Genomic DNA, 18,190 nt, shown 5'->3' on the forward strand with positions numbered 1-18,190 from the left:
TACGCCGATGAACCATTTACGCAGTTACAAGGGCATCGCGCCCACGCTGGGCGCCCGCGCCTATGTCGATCCTGCCGCTACCGTCATTGGCGACGTCGTGTTGGGCGACGATGTGTCGATCTGGCCCGGTGCCGTGTTGCGCGGCGATGTGCACTACATCCGCATCGGTGCGCGCAGCAATGTGCAGGACGGCACCATCGTCCACGTCACGCACGATGGTCCATATTCGCCCGGCGGCTTCCCCACCCTTGTCGGTGAAGGCGTGACTATTGGGCATGCCGCGGTGATTCACGCTTGCACGATCGAGGACTACTGCCTGATCGGCATGCATGCCACGGTGCTCGATGGCGCAGTAGTGAAGAAGTACGGCTTCGTCGGAGCGGGCAGTGTGGTGCCGCCCGGCAAAATCGTAGGCGAGCGTGAGCTATGGCTGGGCAATCCGGCGCAGCGCATACGACTGCTTACGGACAAGCAGATCGAGCAGCTGCATTACTCCGCCGATCACTACGTGCGCCTGAAAGACGCTTACCTCGCCGACATAGCGAGCGCTTAGTTGGCGCTCTGCCCGCCCGACGCCTGCTGCGCCTGAATACGCGCAGCCTCGGCTTCATGCTGACGACGTTCGATCACGAGCTGCGCATCCAGCACACTGCCGAGCAGGGCTAGCTTGTAGTTGTGCGGATCGTACATGCGCAGCAACAAAAGCTCGCGCTGCGCCTCGTCGAGATCGCCGCTGTTGATGGTGCTTTCAACCACGTCGCACGCAGGCTTGAAGGAATCGCGCATGCGCTGCACCGCGATCGCGTTGTTCGGATCGGCCTGCAGCACGCTGAAATAGAACTCGTACACATTGCTGCCGACCGGCGCGACCAGCTGCTTATCGTGATAGGCCGTGTCAGCCAGCCCGAGCAGGATGCCTACGTCGCTGCCGTCGTTGGCCGTATGGCCGACAGGTTTGGCGCTCATCGATGCATGCGCGTACCAAAACCCGCCGCCGGCAATCGCCACGACGGCGGCCAACACAACGAAAATCAACCCGCGCCGATCCGGTGCGGTGGAAGTTGAAGAGGACATGGCACCCGCGCGCTAGCAATGGTATCGAAGGCAGCCGCTCTCGAACCGAGGCGACTGCCGCTACCGCGCCAGATTAGTCGTGCAACATGTCAGTAAAATGACCTGGGCTGTCGATTATGACAGTGCCGTGATGCGCTTAATGAAAATCGCCGCCGATGATGCGGCCGTCCTTGTCCATCTGGGGAAAGAAGCGACTGTTGTCGTAGCGTATTTCCATCGTGCTGATCATCCCCGGCAGCATCAGCAGCACGCCTGGATACATCGCCTTGAACTGTTGTTGCGTAGGATGCGTGGCGATGAAGGCCTCGAAGCCTGCCATGTCGGTCACCCCAGCCTTGGAAATGCGTGAACCGTCCGGACGCGTACCGTGATGGCAACCGCCGAGTGCGACGGCCACGCCAAGAATGGAAAGTGCAAGCAGACGGGTACGCATCGGTAGGGACTCCATGGAGCGGGGTGCTCTGTCATAAGCCGATAAAACTAGCATGCCGGTACCCCCTCAGACCATGAGGGGGTACCGCTCGTTCCTTACCAGCCCAGCGCGGCGTCGCCGAGATACGGCGAACCGTCCGGGTGGGTGAACCAGAACACCCGGTTGCGCTGGCCCGGGCAGCCCTGCCCACTGCTGTAGGCGGTGACGACGTCGTTCGCCGAGCTCACGCTGCCGCTATAGCAGCCACCCAGGGAGTCGCTAAACGCATAGGTTTGCTTGGTCTGCTGGCCGCTATGGCTGACGATCTGAAAGCCGGAGTTCAGAACCAGCGTATCGGAACCTTCCACCTTGTTATGCACGTCGGCCGAGTACAGCGGAAAACCGTCGATGCTCACGCCCGAGTGCTGCTCGTAACCCTGGCGAATGGTGGTCAGGATCGAGTAACCGCCGCTCGACAACGTGGTCTGGTTGTAGTCCACGTGCAAGGGATAACGGAAACGCTCCTTGAACTCGCCGCTGATAAACGTACCGATTCGGCTGCGACTCACACCTTCCACGCTGGTCAGCTGGTCGCTGGTCTGATCGTAGAGGCTGCCCTGGATCGTAAAGCCTTGCGTATCGGCGAAAGCGACCGTCTGGTCCACCGTGGTATGCACGCGGCCGTGCGATGTATCGACGTAACCTTCGATCGTGAAGTGGCGACTCAGATCCGTGGTGATGTTGCCGGTCACATTGCCGGACGCATCCTGGCTCAGCGTGCTGCCGATGGTTGGCGTGGGCGGCTGATTTGCCAGGGTATTGCTGACAAGCTGTCCGCTCACTTGCTTGGCACCGGCATCCTGATAAACCAGCAAGCTCGCGGTGGCCGAGAAGTAGTTGTTCGCGCCTTGCACGTTGACGGCGACCGTATGCGGCGAGCCATTGCTGAGGATGCCAGCGAACGGCGTGAGGTCGACGCGATACGGCATGAAGTTGAGCGCCTGCACGCCGGGCGTCGGTTTCCAGATGTAAAGATCGATGCCGCCGGTGTAGATCCATGGATACACCGGCGCCACGCCGGCTGGCTGGCCATCGATGCTGACCTCGGCCTCGCGGAAATTACCGCCGCCGCATTCGCTGGTCTCCGCGGCATATTGATCCGGCACACAGGTGTACCAGAACTCATCGGCATACTGGCTTTGCGTGAACACATCCAGATACGCGCGTTCGACATTGCGCGGCAACGTCAACGTCGCGGCCATCTGACTACTGGAGTTGTTCAAGGTCACGGTGCTGCCGATCGGATCGCTGCTCAGCGGGTACACCGCATCCGGTGCTTTCGCCGCAGGTGCTACGACGGATGCCGGATAGAACAGCAAACGCGCGCTGCCATAGATCACACCTGTATAGGTGCTGTTGACGATATTGCCAATGAACACTTGGCCCTGACCCGCGTTGCGAAACAGCGCGCTGTAATCCGTCAGATCGCGTTCCACATGCCAGCTCCGTCCCTCGGTGGAGGCGGGTTCCTGTGTGGTACCGAAATAAAGATTCACACCGCCGAGGAAGATGGTGGCGGTACGGTCGTACTGCTCGCCGGCAGAAACGGAGAAATCACCCTCCAGCACCACTTTCGACCAGCTCGTACCGCAGCTCGCCGGCGGCGTATAGCTGAAAGGTCGTGGGCTGTAGTCATTGAATGTGTCATTGCTGAAAAGCTGCACCACACAAGGCTGGCCCGGCGGGCGCGGCACGGTGGGGTCGGCCACGGTGACATTGGCCGAACCGACTGGACTACTCGTATCCGGCGCGGCTTCCGCAACGCCGGCGAAACACAGTGCAAGCCCGGCCACAACCAGGCAACGACGGAAACTGCCCTTCGGTAACATGTCTAGCTCCCCGCAAGTGTTACCCCTGTCCGCTGAAGCTAGCACGACCCGAAATTTAGAGATGCCAAATGGTTCGGATGGCGCAGCAGTTCACATTCAGACGCTGCGAGCGCGCAACGATCGGTACACCGGTTCGGTATCGGGTCGCTTGCCATGCCACAGTTCGAACGCATCGGCCGCGGTTTCCACCAGCATGCCTAGGCCGTCATACGCGTAGCGCGCACCGGCTGCCTGTGCCCAGGCGAGGAAGCCGATGGCGGATTTGCCATAGCCCAGGTCGTAGCAGAGCGCCCGTGACGCGGCGAGGGAAAAGGGTAGCGTGAGCGATTGCCCCAAGGTGCCTGCCGACGTGGCGTTGACGATCAAATCGTAACTGCCGATGTTGTCGAGGTCTTCCCAGTAGCGTGTGTGCACGCGTGACGGTTCGCCGATCGCGTCGGCCAGTGCATCGGCCGGTTCGGGCGAACGGTTGACGATAGTGAGCGTCGCTACGCCCGCGTCGAGCAGCGACCACGCCACACCGCGCGCGGCGCCGCCCGCGCCGAGCATCAACGCATCGTGACCGCGAAGATCGATGCCGTGACGATCGGTGAGGTCGCGCACCATACCGGCGCCGTCGGTGTTGTGTGCGGCGATGCGGCCGTCGGCAAGACGCGTCAGCACGTTGGCAGTACCTACGCGCGCGGCCGCTTGCGTGCGTTCGCCAGCCAAGGCGAACGCGGCGGCTTTGTGCGGCAGCGTGACATTCGCGCCGCGACCGTCTTCGTCGTCGAAGAAGCGCCGCACGGCGTCGGCGAATGCCGCGGGTGCGGCATCGATCGTGCGGTATTCCAGTGCGATGCCGAACTGTTGCGCAAACGCCTGATGGATCTGCGGCGAAAGGCTATGCGCAATCGGATGACCGAACACGGCGAACTGGGCGGGTCGTGGCATGTGCAAGCTCCTGCATTCAGCCGTTTAGTGTAAGTGCTCGATCGCGCTCGCGCCGTATCGGCTTTGCTCCGGCGTGCTTGATGGAACCAGATCTCGATGCAATCGCAGCCTATGAGATCGCCGACGCGCAGGCTTTGTCCATCGCCTCTTCCGGAGTTTCCCATGCGTCCGCAGGTCAATGATTCCGATCGTCGTTCGCGGCTGCTGGCCGTGTCCCTGTTGTGGCTGCTCGGCGGCAGCCTGCTGATGCTGAGCACGCTGGTGCCTGCGCATACCGAATTATTTGGATGGGCGCCGATGTTCTGGTTGTTGGGGGCGCCGCTCGCGGTGACGCTGACGCTGGAGCCCAGGTTGCCGCGACAGCTTTTGGCGCTACGCCGTTCGCGCCGCCGGGCTGCATCGCATGTGATCTGGAACTAAACCGACGAAATCCGCTTGGCAGTGGAGTCGGTACGGCCGGAGTGCCGTACGTGGGCGTCGCCGGCTCGGTATGGAACGGTCGCTTGCCGGCGGCCAGCGCAAGGGATCGCGCAGTGGTTCCGGCCCACCCATGGATGGGTGGGCCGGAACGACCCTTACGTGATGATGCCTAGGCGCTTGCGTTCCATCCGACGCAGGAACTCCTGCATGATGCGGCGATAAAGATCTTCGCCCAGATAAGCGTCTTCCACACCGGCATCGATCGACGGGTTGTCGTTCACTTCGATGACCACCGGCTTCTCGCCGACCTGCTTGAGATCCACGCCATACAAGCCATCGCCGATAGCGCTGGTGGCCTTGAGCGCCAGCTTGATGACTTCAGCGGGTGCGTCGCGCGCCGGAATGGTTTCGAATCCGCCGGATTTGGCGGTGCCTTTCGCGCCATGGTTGTAGATCTGCCAGTGACCGCGCGACATGTAGTACTTGCACGCGTACAACGGCTCGCGATTCAACACGCCCACGCGCCAGTCGAATTCGGTGTAGACGAATTCCTGCGCCAGCAGCAATGCGCTGTGTTGGAACAGTTCGCCGGTGGCTTTTTCCAGCTGATCTTCGCTTTCCACCTTGACCACGCCGCGCGAGAACGATCCGTCGGGGATCTTCAGTACCAGCGGGAAACCAAGCCGGGTGGCGACTTCCTTCAGACCCTTGGTGTCGTCGCGATAAAGAATTTCGGTACGCGGCACGGCAAGTTTGCGCGACACCATCAAGTCGTTGAGGAAGATCTTGTTCGTGCAGCGCAGGATCGAACTGGGATCGTCCATCACCACCATGCCTTCACGCTCGGCGCGATGCGCAAAGCTGTAGGTGTGGTTGTCGCTCGCGGTCGTCTCGCGGATGAACAGGCCGTCGTATTCGGCCAGGCGCTGGTAGTCGTTCTTGCCGATGGGATCGACTTCGATACCCAGCTCCTTGCCGGCGGCGATAAACGACTTCAGCGCCTTCTTGTTGGAAGGCGGCATGGCTTCGTTCGGATCCACCAGCATCGCCACGTCATAGCGATACAGCTTGCGCGTGCGCGGTTTGCGCCACAGCTTTTTGGAGAAGCGATCCAGCTCGGCGGCGAAGGCGTCTTCCTGCGCGTCGTCCAATGTGTGCAGGCCTACCGGCTTGATCGAGGCGATCTGCCACACGCGCTCGCGCTCGAACTCGATGCGCAACAGCGGGCAGGGATACATTTCGAACAGCTGCCGCGCCAGATCCTGCAGCGCCGGGTAAGCGGTCTCGCCGAAGTAGACGAGGGTGCCGAAGTCAGTGGTGTCGCGCCCGCCAGCGGGCAGGAAGTGGGTGAGCTTGGCGTTGAGATCGTCGATCGCCAGGCCGTACAGCGAACGGCGGCGCAGATCGTTCACCGTGCGCACCGAGGGCATCACGCGGTGCCCGCGCGCTTCGGCCAGCAGCGACACGTAGTAGCCCGTACCCAGGTACTTGTAGCTGCGGCACAGGTTGATCACATGGGTGCGCTCATCGTCGCCGCCCACCGGTTCGCGCAGGTAGTCCATCGCGGTAACCACGTCGACGGACGGATAGTAGGAGCCCCAGTCGGAAGCTTTCTCGACGACAATGACGAGTCGGGTCATGACACCTCAGTAGACCAACAACGAAGAGGACGTCGTCGCGTAGGGGAACGAGGCGGCGCAGCGCAAGGCGGCAGTGTCTTTCACCTCGGCGAGGTGCACAAGGGCAAGCACTGAAGCTGGACTAAACACGTTCGCTCCGAAAGGTGCAGCCGGTGACCCTGGCGGGATGCTTTCCTGCGCGCAGTGGACTAGAGTGCCGCGCTACTTCAAACCCTTAGCACCCGCGTCCGGCCCGCCACCGGCGCGTTCCGACGAGAACCCCTGATGACCCCATCGCCAGCCACCGCCGCCGTGCGGGTGCGCCGAGCCGAACTTTCCGATCTCGATGATCTGGTCGCGCTGGAGCAAGCCACTTTCGACCACGATTTGGTGAGTCGCGCTCAATTCCGCCGCCATCTGGACAGCGACAGCGCGCGGGTGCTGGTGGCCAGCGCCAACCATCGCCGCTTCCTTGGAACGGCGCTGGTGTTTTTCCGCAAGGGCAGCCGGGTGGCGCGGCTGTACTCGATCGCCAGCCTGCCCGAGGCGCGCGGCAAGGGCGTAGGTACGGCGTTGATCGAAGCCGCTGAGGCGGCCGCCCGGCAAAGGCGCTGCCAGTCGCTGCGGCTGGAGGTGCGCATCGACAACGAGAGTGCGATCCGTCTCTACGAGCGGCTGGGCTATCGCCGCATCGGTCCGGTCGAAAAAGGGTTCTACGAGGACGGTTCGGACGCCTTCCGGTACGCCAAGACGCTGGCATAAAAAAGGCCTCCCTGATCGGGAGGCCTTTGGACTTGCGCGTCGCTGATGCAAAAACTCAGTGACGATCGTGGTCGTGGTCTTCGTTGGAAGCCTCGGCCGCCCGCTTGAGCTCTTGGTTGGCCTGATCGAGCAGTTCCTTCGCCCGCTGCGCATGACCGTCCAGGTCGAATTCGTTGGCCTGCTGCGCGTCGGTGATGCGCTTGTACGCCTGATCGACAAGGCGCTGTGCCGCGGCGATGTTCGGATGACGCCTGCCGCTGACATCGCGGACCGGCATCTGCTGAGCGATAGCAGCCGTGGTCATGGCAAGGCCGGCGATAACTGCTGCAGTTGCAATGCGCTTCATGCGTGTCTCTCATGATTGGGTGGATGGTGGCGCGAATCTAGCAGCGCGCAATGACTGCGCGCCTACAGAGATTTCTTGCGATTTATCCGCAGTTAGGCGTGACCGCTCATCCGCCCAGCGGCTGCCCGATGCGTTGGGTGGTCGCCTCGTCCGGGCGCGCGACCAGTGCGCCGGTGCGCATCAGATCCACGCTGTAATGGCCGCCGTCGACCAGCGGCAGATAGGCGCCGCTACCGAACAGCGTGTCGACCCCAGGCAACCAACGCGGGTATTGCTTTTTGAGGTCCAGCAGATCACCCCGGCCAGCGTGGCTGAAATCGATCACGGTGCGAGGTGCGCTCATTTCCTGGGTTGCATCGTCGTAGCGCCCGGCAATCCGGTCGAGTCGATACAAGGGCGGCAACCCCGCGAGGATGGCGGGCAGTTTCCACTTGAGCACGACCGCCTCGATCTGGAAGTCGTCGCCCGCGAGCATCACGATGCGGGTGTCGCCATCCGGCCAAGTAAGCGCGAGGGCCCATCGCTGCGGAGCAAGAATGCGCGAGTCGACCTGCACCACCGGTGCTTCCTCGCTGAGAAAACGATAGCCGCGCAGCGAAACGGCCAAGCCGGCCAGAAACAACCCCAGCAGCATAAAGACCAACAGCAGCAAGGCGTGCCCACTGGCAGCGAGGTGACGACGATGGCGAACATGCTGACGCGCCGCCACCAGCTGGATCAGTGCAAGCAGCAGGACCACCGCGGCCGCAATGGCCAGCAGCGTGGTGGGCAAACGCAGTAGTTCATTCCAGTTCATCGGGTACTCCACGTGCCGCACGTCCTATGCGGTAAGGCCCGCATGATAACGGGTACGACGTTGGCATCTGGGCAGCTTGGCTATACTGCGATCGTTTCCCGAGGACTTCGCATCATGCGCCGATCGATTTTGCTGCTGCCGGCTTGTCTTGTTTTCGCCGCGGTTTCCGGCTGCGGCAACAAAGGCCCGTTGTACTTGCCGCCCAAACCGGCGCTCACGCCCGCCCCGGCGAAGTCCGCTCCCGCTCCGGCACGCGCAAGCACGGTGGCGGCACCGGCCAGTGCCAGTAGTGTCGTCACCAAGCCGCTTAACGGTGGCTGAGAGTACCGGTTGAAGCGATGGCGCTGCGATTTTCCAAAATGCACGGCAGCGGCAATGACTTTCTCGTGGTCGATGGCCGCGGTGGTGGGTTAGCGCTGAACCCGGCAGTCATCCGCGCGATGGCTGACCGCCATACCGGCGTCGGCTTCGATCAATTGCTGAGCATCGAACCAGCGCGCGATGGTCGCAGTGCCTTCTATTACGGCATCTGGAATGCCGACGGCTCCTTCTCGGGGCAGTGCGGCAACGGCGTACGCTGCGTAGCCGCGTGGTTGCATCGTGCGGGTGCGCTGGCGATCGGCGACACGGTGCAGATCCAGAGTCCGTCCGGGCCGGTGGCCGTGCGTTTGATCGATGCGCACCGGGTCACTGTCGACATGGGCGAGCCGATCTTCGATCCGCCCCGCATTCCGTTCGATGCCCCGAACTCGGCGGACCACTACACGCTGGAAGTGGATGGCCAGGCGCTGGAGATCGGCGCGGCCTCGATGGGTAATCCGCATGCGGTCGTGGTGGTGGAAAATCTTGCGGCACCTGCCCTGGCCCGGCTCGGTCCGGCATTGACCGGACACGCACGTTTTCGTGAAGGCGCCAACGCCGGCTTCGTACAAAAGCTCGACCGGCAGCACGTGCGCCTGCGTGTGCACGAGCGCGGCGCCGGCTGGACCCTCGCCTGCGGCACCGGTGCCTGCGCCGCCATGGCGGTGCTGCGGCGGCGCGGCGATGTCGATGCGCGGGTACAGGTCGACCTGCCCGGAGGCAGCCTAGAGATCGAGTGGGCCGGTCCCGGCGAACGGCTATGGATGACCGGTCCGGCCACGTTCGTATTCGAAGGCGAATGGTTAGGGATGCTCTGACCTATTCTGCATAGGTGTCACCGGCACTGTCTGTTCGCAGACCACAGGGGCGACGGCGAAGGCAGACTGGCCGTCTGTCGAGCCGGCGCACCGAAGGTATGCGGACAGACAGTGCCGGCCCCAACGAATTGAATTTGAATGACGGGGTGATGCCCAGAAGGCCCGCAGGCGGCGCCTTCTGGGCATCATGCCACCTATGCAGAATAGGTCGGAGCATCCCTAGATCCGCAACGCGGTGATTGATGCGCGGGCGCGTCCATCGCACACTCGGACCCGACGGCTTGCCGTCCCACGTTTCCGGATCGAGGTTCCGCGCATGTCCAACGCCCTGCTCGAAGACACGATGAAAGCCAGTGATGTAGCGGCCTATCTGCGCCGGCATCCGGACTTTCTCAGCGGTTATCCGGAGCTGGCCGCGCTGCTGACGATGCCGCGCGAGCAAGGCGCGGTCGCTTCGCTGGCGGCTTACCAGCTGCAGACGCTGCGCGACCGGAACGCCGAACTGGAGCGAAAGCTCAGCGAGCTAACCGCGATTGCGGCCGAAAACGAACGCCTGATGCAGCGCGTGCACGATCTCAATGTCGCGGTATTGCGCGCCAACACACCGGCCATCGCGGCGCGCAGCGTCGTGGCCAAGTTGTCGGAAGATTTCGGCACCGACCAGATCCGTCTGGTGCTGTTCGGCGATCTGACGCTACCGCCGGCGGATTGGTTGCTGCACGAACAGGGCGGCCGTGCCGCCATGCCCGAGTTCACGGACTTTCTGGCGCATCACGAACCCATCTCCGGGCGACTGTCTGCCGAGCGCCTGTATCGTCTGTTCGGTCAGCACGCGCCCGAGATTCGTTCGGCCGCCGTCATGCCGTTGGGCGAATATGGTTTGCTGGCGATCGGCAGCCACGATCCAGATCACTTCCAGCCCGGCATGGGCACGATGTTTCTGAAGATGATCGCTGCGACCATCACAGCCGCTTTGGCGCGCCTGCAGGACGGCGCCTGAGCGCAGCCGTGGACGCTCAAGGCCAGATCGAGGCATGGCTCACGCGACTGGCTCGTGAACGCAAAGCTTCACCGCACACGATAGACGGCTATCGCCGCGATCTCGCCAAGTTGCTGCGCTATATGCAGGCGCAGCAGATCACCGCGTTCGAATCGCTCGAACCCAACCGCATGCGCGGCTTTGTCGCTGCCGAACATCGCGCCGGATTGTCGCCGAAGAGTTTGCAGCGTTTGCTTTCTTCTTGCCGCAGCCTGTTTCGACAGCTCACCCGCGAAGGTCTGCTCGCGCACGATCCGCTCGCCGGCGTGCGCGGTCCGAAGGTGCATCGCACGTTGCCGCAGGTCTTGGACGTCGATGAAGCCACTGCGCTGGTGGAAGGCGATGGCGACGGCGCGCTGGGTGTGCGCGACCGCGCCATGCTGGAGCTGTTCTATTCCTCGGGCTTGCGCTTGTCCGAGCTGATCGGATTACGTTGGCTGGATTTGGATCTCGAAGCGGGCGAAGTGCGTGTACTGGGCAAAGGCCGCAAGACACGCATCGTGCCGGTCGGACGCCATGCAGTTGCCGCGCTGCGCGCGCTAGGCGAGACGGAAGGTCGCGAAGCGGAATCGCCGGTGTTTCGCGGCCGCAACGGTGCGCCGATCAGTCCGCGCACGGTGCAGGCACGCTTGAAGACGCTCGCCATGCGCCAGGGTTTCGCCAAGCACGTGCATCCGCATTTGCTGCGCCACACGTTTGCCAGCCACATGCTGGAATCCTCCGGCGATTTGCGTGCAGTGCAGGAGTTGCTCGGCCATGCCGACATCGCCACCACACAGATCTATACGCACCTGGATTTCCAGCACTTGGCGAAGGTGTACGACGCCGCGCATCCGCGTGCGCGGCGTAAAGGGTAGCGATGCTTTCCGCGTCCACCATGAACCTGGCTTTGAAGGCGCTGATCGGCGCGCTGATGGTGCTGTTGATCGGCGTGCTATCGCGCACGCGCAACTATTACATCGCTGGATTGCTGCCGCTGTTTCCCACGTTCGCGCTGATGGCCCATTACATCGTCGGCAGCGAGCGCGGCGTGGCCGATTTGAAGGCAACTATCGTGTTCGGCGTGTGGGCCATGGCGCCTTATCTGGCGTACTTGATAAGCCTTTATTGGCTGGTCGATCGCCTACCGCTGGTGCCGGCACTGCTGGTGGCCCTGATCGTGTGGTGCGGTGTGGCCGCCGCAGCGGTGCTTTTGTGGCAGCGCCATTGAATCGATGACCTCCGTCGCCCGCTGCGCGGCTTGGAATTGAACGCAGCGGCCCCACGTTTCCGGTCTTGGCTTTTTTCGGAGACATCCATGGAATCCTTCCACGCCACCACCATCATTTCGGTGCGCCGCCAGGGTCGCGTCGTGATCGGCGGCGACGGCCAGGTCACGCTGGGCAATACGGTGATGAAGGCCAATGCGCGCAAGATCCGCCGCCTCGGCAAGGGCGACGTGCTGGCCGGTTTCGCGGGCGCCACCGCTGACGCGTTCACCTTGTTCGAATTATTCGAGCAGAAGCTGGACAAGCACGGCGGCAACCTCACCCGCGCCGCCGTGGAAATGGCCAAGGAATGGCGCACCGACCGTCGCCTCGGCCGCCTGGAGGCGATGCTCGCCGTCGCCGACAAGGAGGCCTCGCTTTTGATCTCCGGCAACGGCGACGTGCTGGAGCCTGAGCACGGTCTGATCGCCATCGGCTCCGGTGGACCGTATGCGCAGTCGGCCGCGCTGGCGCTGATGGAAAGCACGGATCTGGATGCGCGCGCCATTGTCGAGCGCGCATTGAAGATCGCCGGTGATATCTGCATCTACACCAATCACAACACGACGATCGAAGAGCTGTAAGCGCCACGCGCTATCACGACAACATCATTCCGGCTCACGCTGGAACGACACGATAACTTTCTTTACCCGGTGAACCCATGTCTGAACTCACCCCTCGCGAAATCGTCAACGAACTCGACCGCTACATCATCGGTCAACACAACGCCAAGCGCGCCGTTGCCATCGCGCTGCGCAACCGGTGGCGCCGCATGCAGCTAGAACCGATGCTGCGCGAGGAAGTGACGCCGAAGAACATCCTGATGATCGGTCCCACCGGCGTGGGCAAAACCGAAATCGCGCGCCGGCTCGCCACATTGGCCAACGCGCCGTTCGTGAAAGTGGAAGCGACCAAGTTCACCGAGGTCGGCTATGTCGGCAAGGACGTGGAGTCGATCGTGCGCGATCTCGCGGACGTCGCCTACAAACTTACCCGCGAGCAAGCCATGAAACGTGTACGCACGCAGGCGGAAGATCATGCCGAGGATCGCATCCTCGATGCGTTGTTGCCGCGTCGCCAATCCCCTAGCGACTGGAGCCACGATCCGGCGCCCGCCGCATCGACCGAAAGCGACACGCGCCAGAAGCTACGCAAACAGCTGCGCGAAGGTGCGCTGGACGATCGCGAGATCGAACTGGATGTCAGCATGAATGTGGGCGTGGAGATCATGTCGCCGCCCGGCATGGAGGAAATGGGTCAGCAGCTGCGCCAGATGTTCCAGAACCTCGGCGGCGGCAAGACGCAGAAGCGCAAGCTGGCGATCAAGGCGGCCCGCCCGCTGTTGATCGAGGAAGAAGCCGCCCGATTGCTCAACGACGATGAAGTGCGCGCGCAGGCGATGGAGGCGGCCGAGCAGAACGGCATCGTCTTCATCGACGAAATCGACAAGATCGCGCAACGTTCGGAATGGGGCGGCGCGGGCGTCAGTCGCGAAGGCGTGCAGCGCGATCTGCTGCCGCTGGTGGAAGGCTCCACGGTGTCCACCAAGTACGGTCCGATCAAGACCGATCATATGCTGTTCATTGCTTCCGGCGCGTTCTCACTGGCCAAACCCTCCGACCTGATTCCGGAACTGCAGGGACGACTGCCGATCCGCGTGGAGTTGTCGGCGCTGTCCGTGGACGACTTCAAGCGCATCCTGCGCGAGCCGCACAACGCCTTGACCAAACAATACGTCGCCCTGCTCGGCACCGAGGGCGTCACGCTGAGCTTTGACGACACCGGCATCGACCGGTTGGCCGAGGTCGCTTTTCAGGTCAACGAACGGACCGAAAACATCGGCGCCCGGCGCCTGCATACCGTAATGGAACGGCTTCTGGAGAAGATCTCCTACGAAGCTGCTGACAAATCCGGCGAAAACTACTTGATCAACGCCGAATATGTAGATAAAAACCTCGGCAGCCTGGTCAAGGACGAGGATCTCAGCCGGTATATCCTCTGATGGCGGTCTTTTTTATCAAGTCTTTGGTTTTGAAGGATAAAATTTTCAGGGAGCCCGCACTTAGCGGGCTATGAACAATGGCCCGGGACCCCATCTGGTAAAATTTTGACCATGGGTAAGATCATTGAACTGAAGACCACCGGTCAGCGTGCGCAGCTCCGCGAAGCGCAACAGAAGCAGCAGCTGGTGCGGTTATGGCGCGGCGAACTCGAACACGGCAGCTTCTGCGGTTATGTAGGCGGTGTGGGGCGTGAGTTTTTGTTGTTGTGGGTGGTCGGCGACGGCATTACCTACGACGGCATGTATGTCATGCGGCATCGCGACATCAGCGAACTGGAAGCACCTGACAAGCATAACGACTTCATGCAAAAGGCGCTGACGCTCAAGCAGCTGCTGCCGCGTCCGCCGCGCGGGTTCCCGCTCGACAACATCCGCGAGGTGGTGCAGGCCGCCAATGCGATGGCGCCGATCATTGGTGTGCACGTGGACAGCGAGGACGAAGCGGAAGTCTGTTACATCGGGCGACTGGTCAGTGTCGAAGAAGACGGCTTCAACATGCAGGAGATCACTCCCGATGCGGAGTGGTTGCGCGAGCCTTCGTTCTTCGCATGGGATGAAGTGTCCACGGTGACCATCGAGGATGGTTACGCGACCTCGCTACTCGCCGTGGCCGGTGCGCCGCCACCGCTGCTGCAAGGTGATTCCGGTATCGGTCACGCTAGCTGACGATGCAACGACCGTATAAAAAAGCCCGCCATTCGGCGGGCTTTTTCATACTGGTGTCAGCGACCGAACAAGTTGCGTCGTGCTTCCTCATCCGTGCGCGCATCGAGCTTGCCATCGATGGTATCGGCCAACGCATAAGCTCGTCGCGTCGCGTCGCGGTCACGAATGTGTTCGTGCCAGCGCTTGAGATGCGGGAAATCGTCCAAGTTCATACCTTGATCGGCGTACGACACCGTCCACGGGTAAGCAGCCATATCGGCAATGGTGTAGTCGTTGCCGGCGATGAAGACGCGCCCCTCCAGCCGCTTGTCCAGCACGCCGTAAAGACGGCGCGTTTCGCGCACGTAGCGGTCGATCGCGTAAGGGATCTTTTCCGGCGCGTAGCGATTGAAGTGATGATTCTGGCCCAGCATCGGGCCCAGGCCTCCGACTTGCCAGAACAACCATTCCATCACCGTGGCGCGGCCGCGCAAGTCCGCGGGCAAAAAGCGACCGGTCTTTTCGGCGAGGTATTGCAAGATGGCGCCCGACTCGAACACGCTGATCGCCGCGCCGCCGTCGGCTGGCGCTGTATCGACGATGGCCGGCATGCGGTTGTTGGGTGAAATCTTCAGGAACGCGGGTTCGAATTGCTCGCCCTTGCCGATGTTCACCGGCTTGATGGTGTAGGGCAAACCGCTTTCTTCCAGGAATACGGTGATCTTGTGGCCGTTCGGGGTTGGCCAGTAGTACAGCTCGATCATGAGGGACTCCAGGGCTGAAGCACAGATCGTCGGGGCCGCGACGTGTCGTTTCAAGGTTCGGCGGGCCGACGCCACCAGCGCCGAAGTAAACCTCGCGCCGGTTTCATCGTTTCCAGTCTGCCGGCCTTCGGCAAACGCTCCACCCACGGATTCACTTCGCCTGGAGAAATCGCATGAACAAGCTCGCCCCGCGTTTTGTCTTGCTCGGCCTGGCCTTTGGCGCCATGACTCTGACGTCGGCCGCCTTCGCGCAGGACAACGCACCTGCCACTAGCGGCAGTTCATCATCCTCCGCACCGCAACACGCTGCACCCGATCCGCAAAAACAGGCCGCAAGGCTTACGCGAAAGCTGGGATTGAGCTCCGATCAGTCGGCCAAGATCACAGGGATCTTGCAAGATCGCCAGCAGCAGCTTGCCGCGGCGCGCGGCGACAGCACGCTTGCGCCGCAGGATCGCCGCGCCAAAGTGCGTTCGATCCAGCAGAGCACCGACGCGCAGATTAACGCCATGCTCACGCCGGCTCAGCAGACGCAATACGCGACCATGAAGCAAAACATGAAGAATCGCTGGCAAAACAAACATGCGGCACCGGCTTCGTCCTCCAGCAGTTCCGGTGGCGGTTCCGATAACGACAGCAACTGATCGGCCATGCCGATACGTATCGGCGAATTGTCGGTACGTATCGGTGCACGAGCTACCACCTTCGCGCTTCTGCCTATACGCTCTCCAGTGTCGCCATTGCGAGAGCACTCATGACTCGTCTCGTCGTCGTAGGCAGCATCAACATGGACCTGGTTACCGTGGCGCAGCGTTTCCCTGCGCCCGGCGAAACGCTTCTCGGCGAACGTTTTCTTTCTGTGCATGGCGGCAAAGGCGGCAACCAGGCGGTGGCCGCCGCGCGTTTGGGCGCGGAAGTGCATATGGTTGGTGCGGTCGGCGACGATGCTTTCGCGCAGCCTCTGTGCGATGCACTCGCGGCGGAGGGTGTCGGACTCGAGCATGTTGCGCGTATTGAAAACTGCAGCAGCGGAACGGCGTCGATCACGGTGTCGTCTGGCGAAAACCAAATCATTGTCGTGCCAGGCGCTAATGCACGGTTGACGCCCATGCACGTAGCGAACGCGCAAAGCCTGATCGCCTGCGTTGATGCGGTTCTGGTGCAGATGGAGATTCCGCTGGAAACCGTGGAGGCCACGCTGCGCATCGCGCATCGGCTGCACGTGCCGGTGATCCTCAATCCCGCACCGGCGCAACCGTTGCCGGAGGAATGGTTGCGACTCGCACGCTACATCACACCTAACCAGCATGAACTGGCAACCTTGCTTGCTGCCGATCCCTCTGCAGACTTTCGCAGCTTGATGCGCAGAGCACCGTGCCCGGTCGTGCTGACACGCGGCGCTGAAGGCGCGTGGTTTCGGGAAGAGGGTGAACCGCAATACCAACATGGTTTCAAAGTGGAGGCGGTAGACAGCACGGGTGCCGGTGACACCTTCAATGCTGCACTAGCTGTCTTTCTGCACGAAGGATTGCCGCTTGCCGTGCGCAGAGCATGCGCCGCCGCCGCACTTTCTGTAACGCGTTTAGGCGCGCGCGGCGGCATGCCGCATCCTGCTGAAGTCGATGCGTTGCTCGCTCGGCACCGCGATTGATCACTTGCCGATGCAGAACGAGCTGAAGATGGCTCCGAGCAGGTCATCGCTGGTGTACGTACCCGTAATTTCACCGAGCGCGTGCTGCGCTTGACGCAGCTCTTCTGCAGCGAGTTCTCCGGCATGCGTATCGGCTAGCACGCCGGCCGTGCGATCCAGGTGACCGGCCACCTGTTCCAGTGCCGATACATGTCGTCGCCGTGCGCTGAAAGCGCCTTCGCCGCTGCCAGCGCCGGCCAGTTGCTTGAGATGTTCGCGCAACGAATCCAGGCCTTCGCCGGTTTTCACGGAAAGCCACAACCAACATGCATCAGCACGCTGTTCGGCATGCGCGTTGGCGGTATCAAGGTCGATTTTATTGACGACGACTATGCGTTCAACGCCGGATGGCAGATCGTGCAACCAGGCAAGGTCGGTTTCGGCGTGTTGCGCTTCGGTGACCAGCAGCACGACATCGGCTCGCTCGCGTTCGCTGTGCGCCCGACGTACGCCCTCGCGTTCGACCGGATCGTGCGTATCGCGCAAGCCGGCGGTATCGGCCAGTTCCAGCGTGATGCCGTCGAGGCTGATGCTTTCGCGCAAGACATCGCGCGTGGTGCCGGCGATATCGGTCACGATGGCGCGCTCGGTACCGGCCAGTGCATTCAACAAACTGGATTTGCCGGCATTGGGCCGGCCAATGATCGCCACGCGCAAACCGTCGTTGAGTCGAACGCCGCGTTGCGCTTCGCGTAACAAATCGGCGAGCTGCGAGCGCAAGGTGTGTAGCTGTCGTGCGATGGCGGGGTCGGCCAGAAAGTCGATTTCTTCTTCGGGAAAATCGATCGCCGCTTCGATGTGTACGCGTAGTGCGATCAGGGCCTGCAGCAATGCATCGACCTTACGCGAGAACACGCCTTCCATCGATTGCAGCGCAGCGCGCGCACCGGCTTGCGATCGGGCAGCAATCAGGTCGGCTACCGCTTCGGCTTGCGCGAGATCGAGCTTGCCGTTGAGGAAGGCTCGTTCGGTAAATTCGCCGGGTCGTGCAAGGCGTGCGCCGAGCTCGCATATGCGGCGCAGCAAGGCATCGAGCAATACGGAACTGCCGTGCCCTTGTACTTCGAGCACGTGCTCGCCGGTGTAAGAGGCAGGGGCCGGGAAGTGCAGCAGCAATCCGCGGTCGATCAGGTGATTGCCTGCGTCGCGGAACGCAGCGAAGTGCGCATAACGCGGTGTTGGCGCTCGGCCGAGCAGAGCTTGGGCGATGGCGGGTACACGTGGTCCCGATACACGCACGACACCAATGCCGGCGGCGCCAGGCGCGCTGGCGACGGCGGCTATCGTGTCTTCATGCGGTGCATGGGCGGTCAT

General features: G+C 62.2%; 22 protein-coding genes. 13 read left to right on the forward strand and 9 right to left on the reverse strand.

The genetic code is table 11. The features are described from left to right. The first annotated feature begins 7 nt into the window (after positions 1 to 7). The gene (locus QQL64_RS01300; protein ID WP_284395242.1) at positions 8 to 553 is read left to right on the forward strand and encodes a gamma carbonic anhydrase family protein; all 546 of its coding nucleotides are present in this window, start codon (positions 8 to 10) and stop codon (positions 551 to 553) included. On the opposite strand, the gene QQL64_RS01305 is transcribed toward QQL64_RS01300, so the two are convergent. The 4 genes from QQL64_RS01305 to aroE all read right to left on the reverse strand — a co-directional run bounded on the left by QQL64_RS01305 (position 550) and on the right by aroE (position 4,308). Beyond that, positions 550 to 1,074 (reverse strand): hypothetical protein, encoded by a 525-nt coding sequence (locus QQL64_RS01305; RefSeq protein ID WP_284395244.1) that lies wholly within the window; start codon positions 1,072 to 1,074, stop codon positions 550 to 552. The genes QQL64_RS01300 and QQL64_RS01305 overlap by 4 nt on opposite strands. A 136-nt stretch (positions 1,075 to 1,210) precedes the next feature. After that, positions 1,211 to 1,507 carry a hypothetical protein gene (locus QQL64_RS01310; RefSeq protein ID WP_284395246.1) on the reverse strand — a complete coding sequence of 99 codons (297 nt, stop codon included), beginning with the start codon at positions 1,505 to 1,507 and terminating at the stop codon, positions 1,211 to 1,213. 95 nt (positions 1,508 to 1,602) lie between these two features. Beyond that, entirely contained in the window at positions 1,603 to 3,375 is a 1,773-nt protein-coding gene (locus QQL64_RS01315; RefSeq protein ID WP_284395248.1) for a peptide-N4-asparagine amidase, read from the reverse strand. Between the two features lie 96 nt (positions 3,376 to 3,471). Continuing rightward, on the reverse strand, positions 3,472 to 4,308 hold the full coding sequence (aroE, locus tag QQL64_RS01320) for a shikimate dehydrogenase (protein ID WP_284395250.1): 837 nt from the start codon (positions 4,306 to 4,308) through the stop codon (positions 3,472 to 3,474). A 162-nt stretch (positions 4,309 to 4,470) separates the two neighbouring features. Here aroE and QQL64_RS01325 point away from each other — a divergent pair, with 162 nt between their 5' ends. Next, positions 4,471 to 4,728, forward strand: a complete 258-nt coding sequence (locus tag QQL64_RS01325) for a hypothetical protein (protein WP_284395252.1) — start codon at positions 4,471 to 4,473, stop codon at positions 4,726 to 4,728. A gap of 155 nt (positions 4,729 to 4,883) precedes the next feature. Here the strand turns inward: QQL64_RS01325 and QQL64_RS01330 are convergent, their stop codons facing one another. Next, complete coding sequence (locus tag QQL64_RS01330) at positions 4,884 to 6,368, reverse strand: RimK family protein (protein WP_284395254.1); 1,485 nt, start codon at positions 6,366 to 6,368, stop codon at positions 4,884 to 4,886. A 264-nt stretch (positions 6,369 to 6,632) separates the two neighbouring features. On the opposite strand from QQL64_RS01330, the gene QQL64_RS01335 reads away from it, so the two are divergent. After that, positions 6,633 to 7,109 (forward strand): GNAT family N-acetyltransferase, encoded by a 477-nt coding sequence (locus QQL64_RS01335; protein WP_284395256.1) that lies wholly within the window; start codon positions 6,633 to 6,635, stop codon positions 7,107 to 7,109. Between the two features lie 55 nt (positions 7,110 to 7,164). Here QQL64_RS01335 and QQL64_RS01340 read toward each other — a convergent pair whose 3' ends face one another. Next, positions 7,165 to 7,455: a hypothetical protein gene (locus QQL64_RS01340; protein WP_284395258.1), complete on the reverse strand. Its 291-nt coding sequence runs from the start codon at positions 7,453 to 7,455 to the stop codon at positions 7,165 to 7,167. A gap of 106 nt (positions 7,456 to 7,561) precedes the next feature. Further along, a complete protein-coding gene (locus QQL64_RS01345; protein ID WP_284395260.1) occupies positions 7,562 to 8,251 on the reverse strand; it encodes a hypothetical protein in 690 nt (229 codons plus the stop codon). Between the two features lie 114 nt (positions 8,252 to 8,365). Between QQL64_RS01345 and lptM the strand changes: the two genes are divergently transcribed. From lptM to QQL64_RS01385, 8 genes are all read left to right on the forward strand, one after another. Then, positions 8,366 to 8,572, forward strand: a complete 207-nt coding sequence (gene lptM, locus QQL64_RS01350) for an LPS translocon maturation chaperone LptM (protein WP_284395262.1) — start codon at positions 8,366 to 8,368, stop codon at positions 8,570 to 8,572. A 17-nt stretch (positions 8,573 to 8,589) separates the two neighbouring features. Then, positions 8,590 to 9,429 carry a diaminopimelate epimerase gene (gene dapF / locus QQL64_RS01355; RefSeq protein WP_284395264.1) on the forward strand — a complete coding sequence of 280 codons (840 nt, stop codon included), beginning with the start codon at positions 8,590 to 8,592 and terminating at the stop codon, positions 9,427 to 9,429. 316 nt (positions 9,430 to 9,745) lie between these two features. After that, the gene (locus QQL64_RS01360) at positions 9,746 to 10,429 is read left to right on the forward strand and encodes a DUF484 family protein (protein WP_284395266.1); all 684 of its coding nucleotides are present in this window, start codon (positions 9,746 to 9,748) and stop codon (positions 10,427 to 10,429) included. Positions 10,430 to 10,437: 8 nt separating this feature from the next. Next, complete coding sequence (gene xerC / locus QQL64_RS01365; RefSeq protein ID WP_284395268.1) at positions 10,438 to 11,325, forward strand: tyrosine recombinase XerC; 888 nt, start codon at positions 10,438 to 10,440, stop codon at positions 11,323 to 11,325. Between the two features lie 2 nt (positions 11,326 to 11,327). Beyond that, the gene (locus tag QQL64_RS01370) at positions 11,328 to 11,678 is read left to right on the forward strand and encodes a GlpM family protein (RefSeq protein ID WP_284395270.1); all 351 of its coding nucleotides are present in this window, start codon (positions 11,328 to 11,330) and stop codon (positions 11,676 to 11,678) included. Between the two features lie 87 nt (positions 11,679 to 11,765). Beyond that, positions 11,766 to 12,299: an ATP-dependent protease subunit HslV gene (hslV, locus tag QQL64_RS01375; RefSeq protein ID WP_284395272.1), complete on the forward strand. Its 534-nt coding sequence runs from the start codon at positions 11,766 to 11,768 to the stop codon at positions 12,297 to 12,299. Between the two features lie 77 nt (positions 12,300 to 12,376). After that, positions 12,377 to 13,717, forward strand: a complete 1,341-nt coding sequence (hslU, locus tag QQL64_RS01380) for an ATP-dependent protease ATPase subunit HslU (RefSeq protein WP_284395275.1) — start codon at positions 12,377 to 12,379, stop codon at positions 13,715 to 13,717. A gap of 111 nt (positions 13,718 to 13,828) precedes the next feature. Then, positions 13,829 to 14,443, forward strand: a complete 615-nt coding sequence (locus QQL64_RS01385) for a hypothetical protein (protein ID WP_284395277.1) — start codon at positions 13,829 to 13,831, stop codon at positions 14,441 to 14,443. Positions 14,444 to 14,499: 56 nt separating this feature from the next. Here QQL64_RS01385 and QQL64_RS01390 read toward each other — a convergent pair whose 3' ends face one another. After that, positions 14,500 to 15,186, reverse strand: a complete 687-nt coding sequence (locus QQL64_RS01390) for a glutathione binding-like protein (RefSeq protein WP_284395279.1) — start codon at positions 15,184 to 15,186, stop codon at positions 14,500 to 14,502. Between the two features lie 173 nt (positions 15,187 to 15,359). Between QQL64_RS01390 and QQL64_RS01395 the strand changes: the two genes are divergently transcribed. After that, on the forward strand, positions 15,360 to 15,830 hold the full coding sequence (locus QQL64_RS01395) for a hypothetical protein (RefSeq protein ID WP_284395280.1): 471 nt from the start codon (positions 15,360 to 15,362) through the stop codon (positions 15,828 to 15,830). Between the two features lie 110 nt (positions 15,831 to 15,940). After that, on the forward strand, positions 15,941 to 16,837 hold the full coding sequence (rbsK, locus tag QQL64_RS01400; protein ID WP_284395282.1) for a ribokinase: 897 nt from the start codon (positions 15,941 to 15,943) through the stop codon (positions 16,835 to 16,837). On the opposite strand, the gene mnmE is transcribed toward rbsK, so the two are convergent. Beyond that, positions 16,838 to 18,190: a tRNA uridine-5-carboxymethylaminomethyl(34) synthesis GTPase MnmE gene (gene mnmE / locus QQL64_RS01405; protein ID WP_284395285.1), complete on the reverse strand. Its 1,353-nt coding sequence runs from the start codon at positions 18,188 to 18,190 to the stop codon at positions 16,838 to 16,840.

This window comes from Dyella lipolytica, from assembly GCF_030160075.1.
Lineage (GTDB): Bacteria > Pseudomonadota > Gammaproteobacteria > Xanthomonadales > Rhodanobacteraceae > Dyella_B > Dyella_B lipolytica.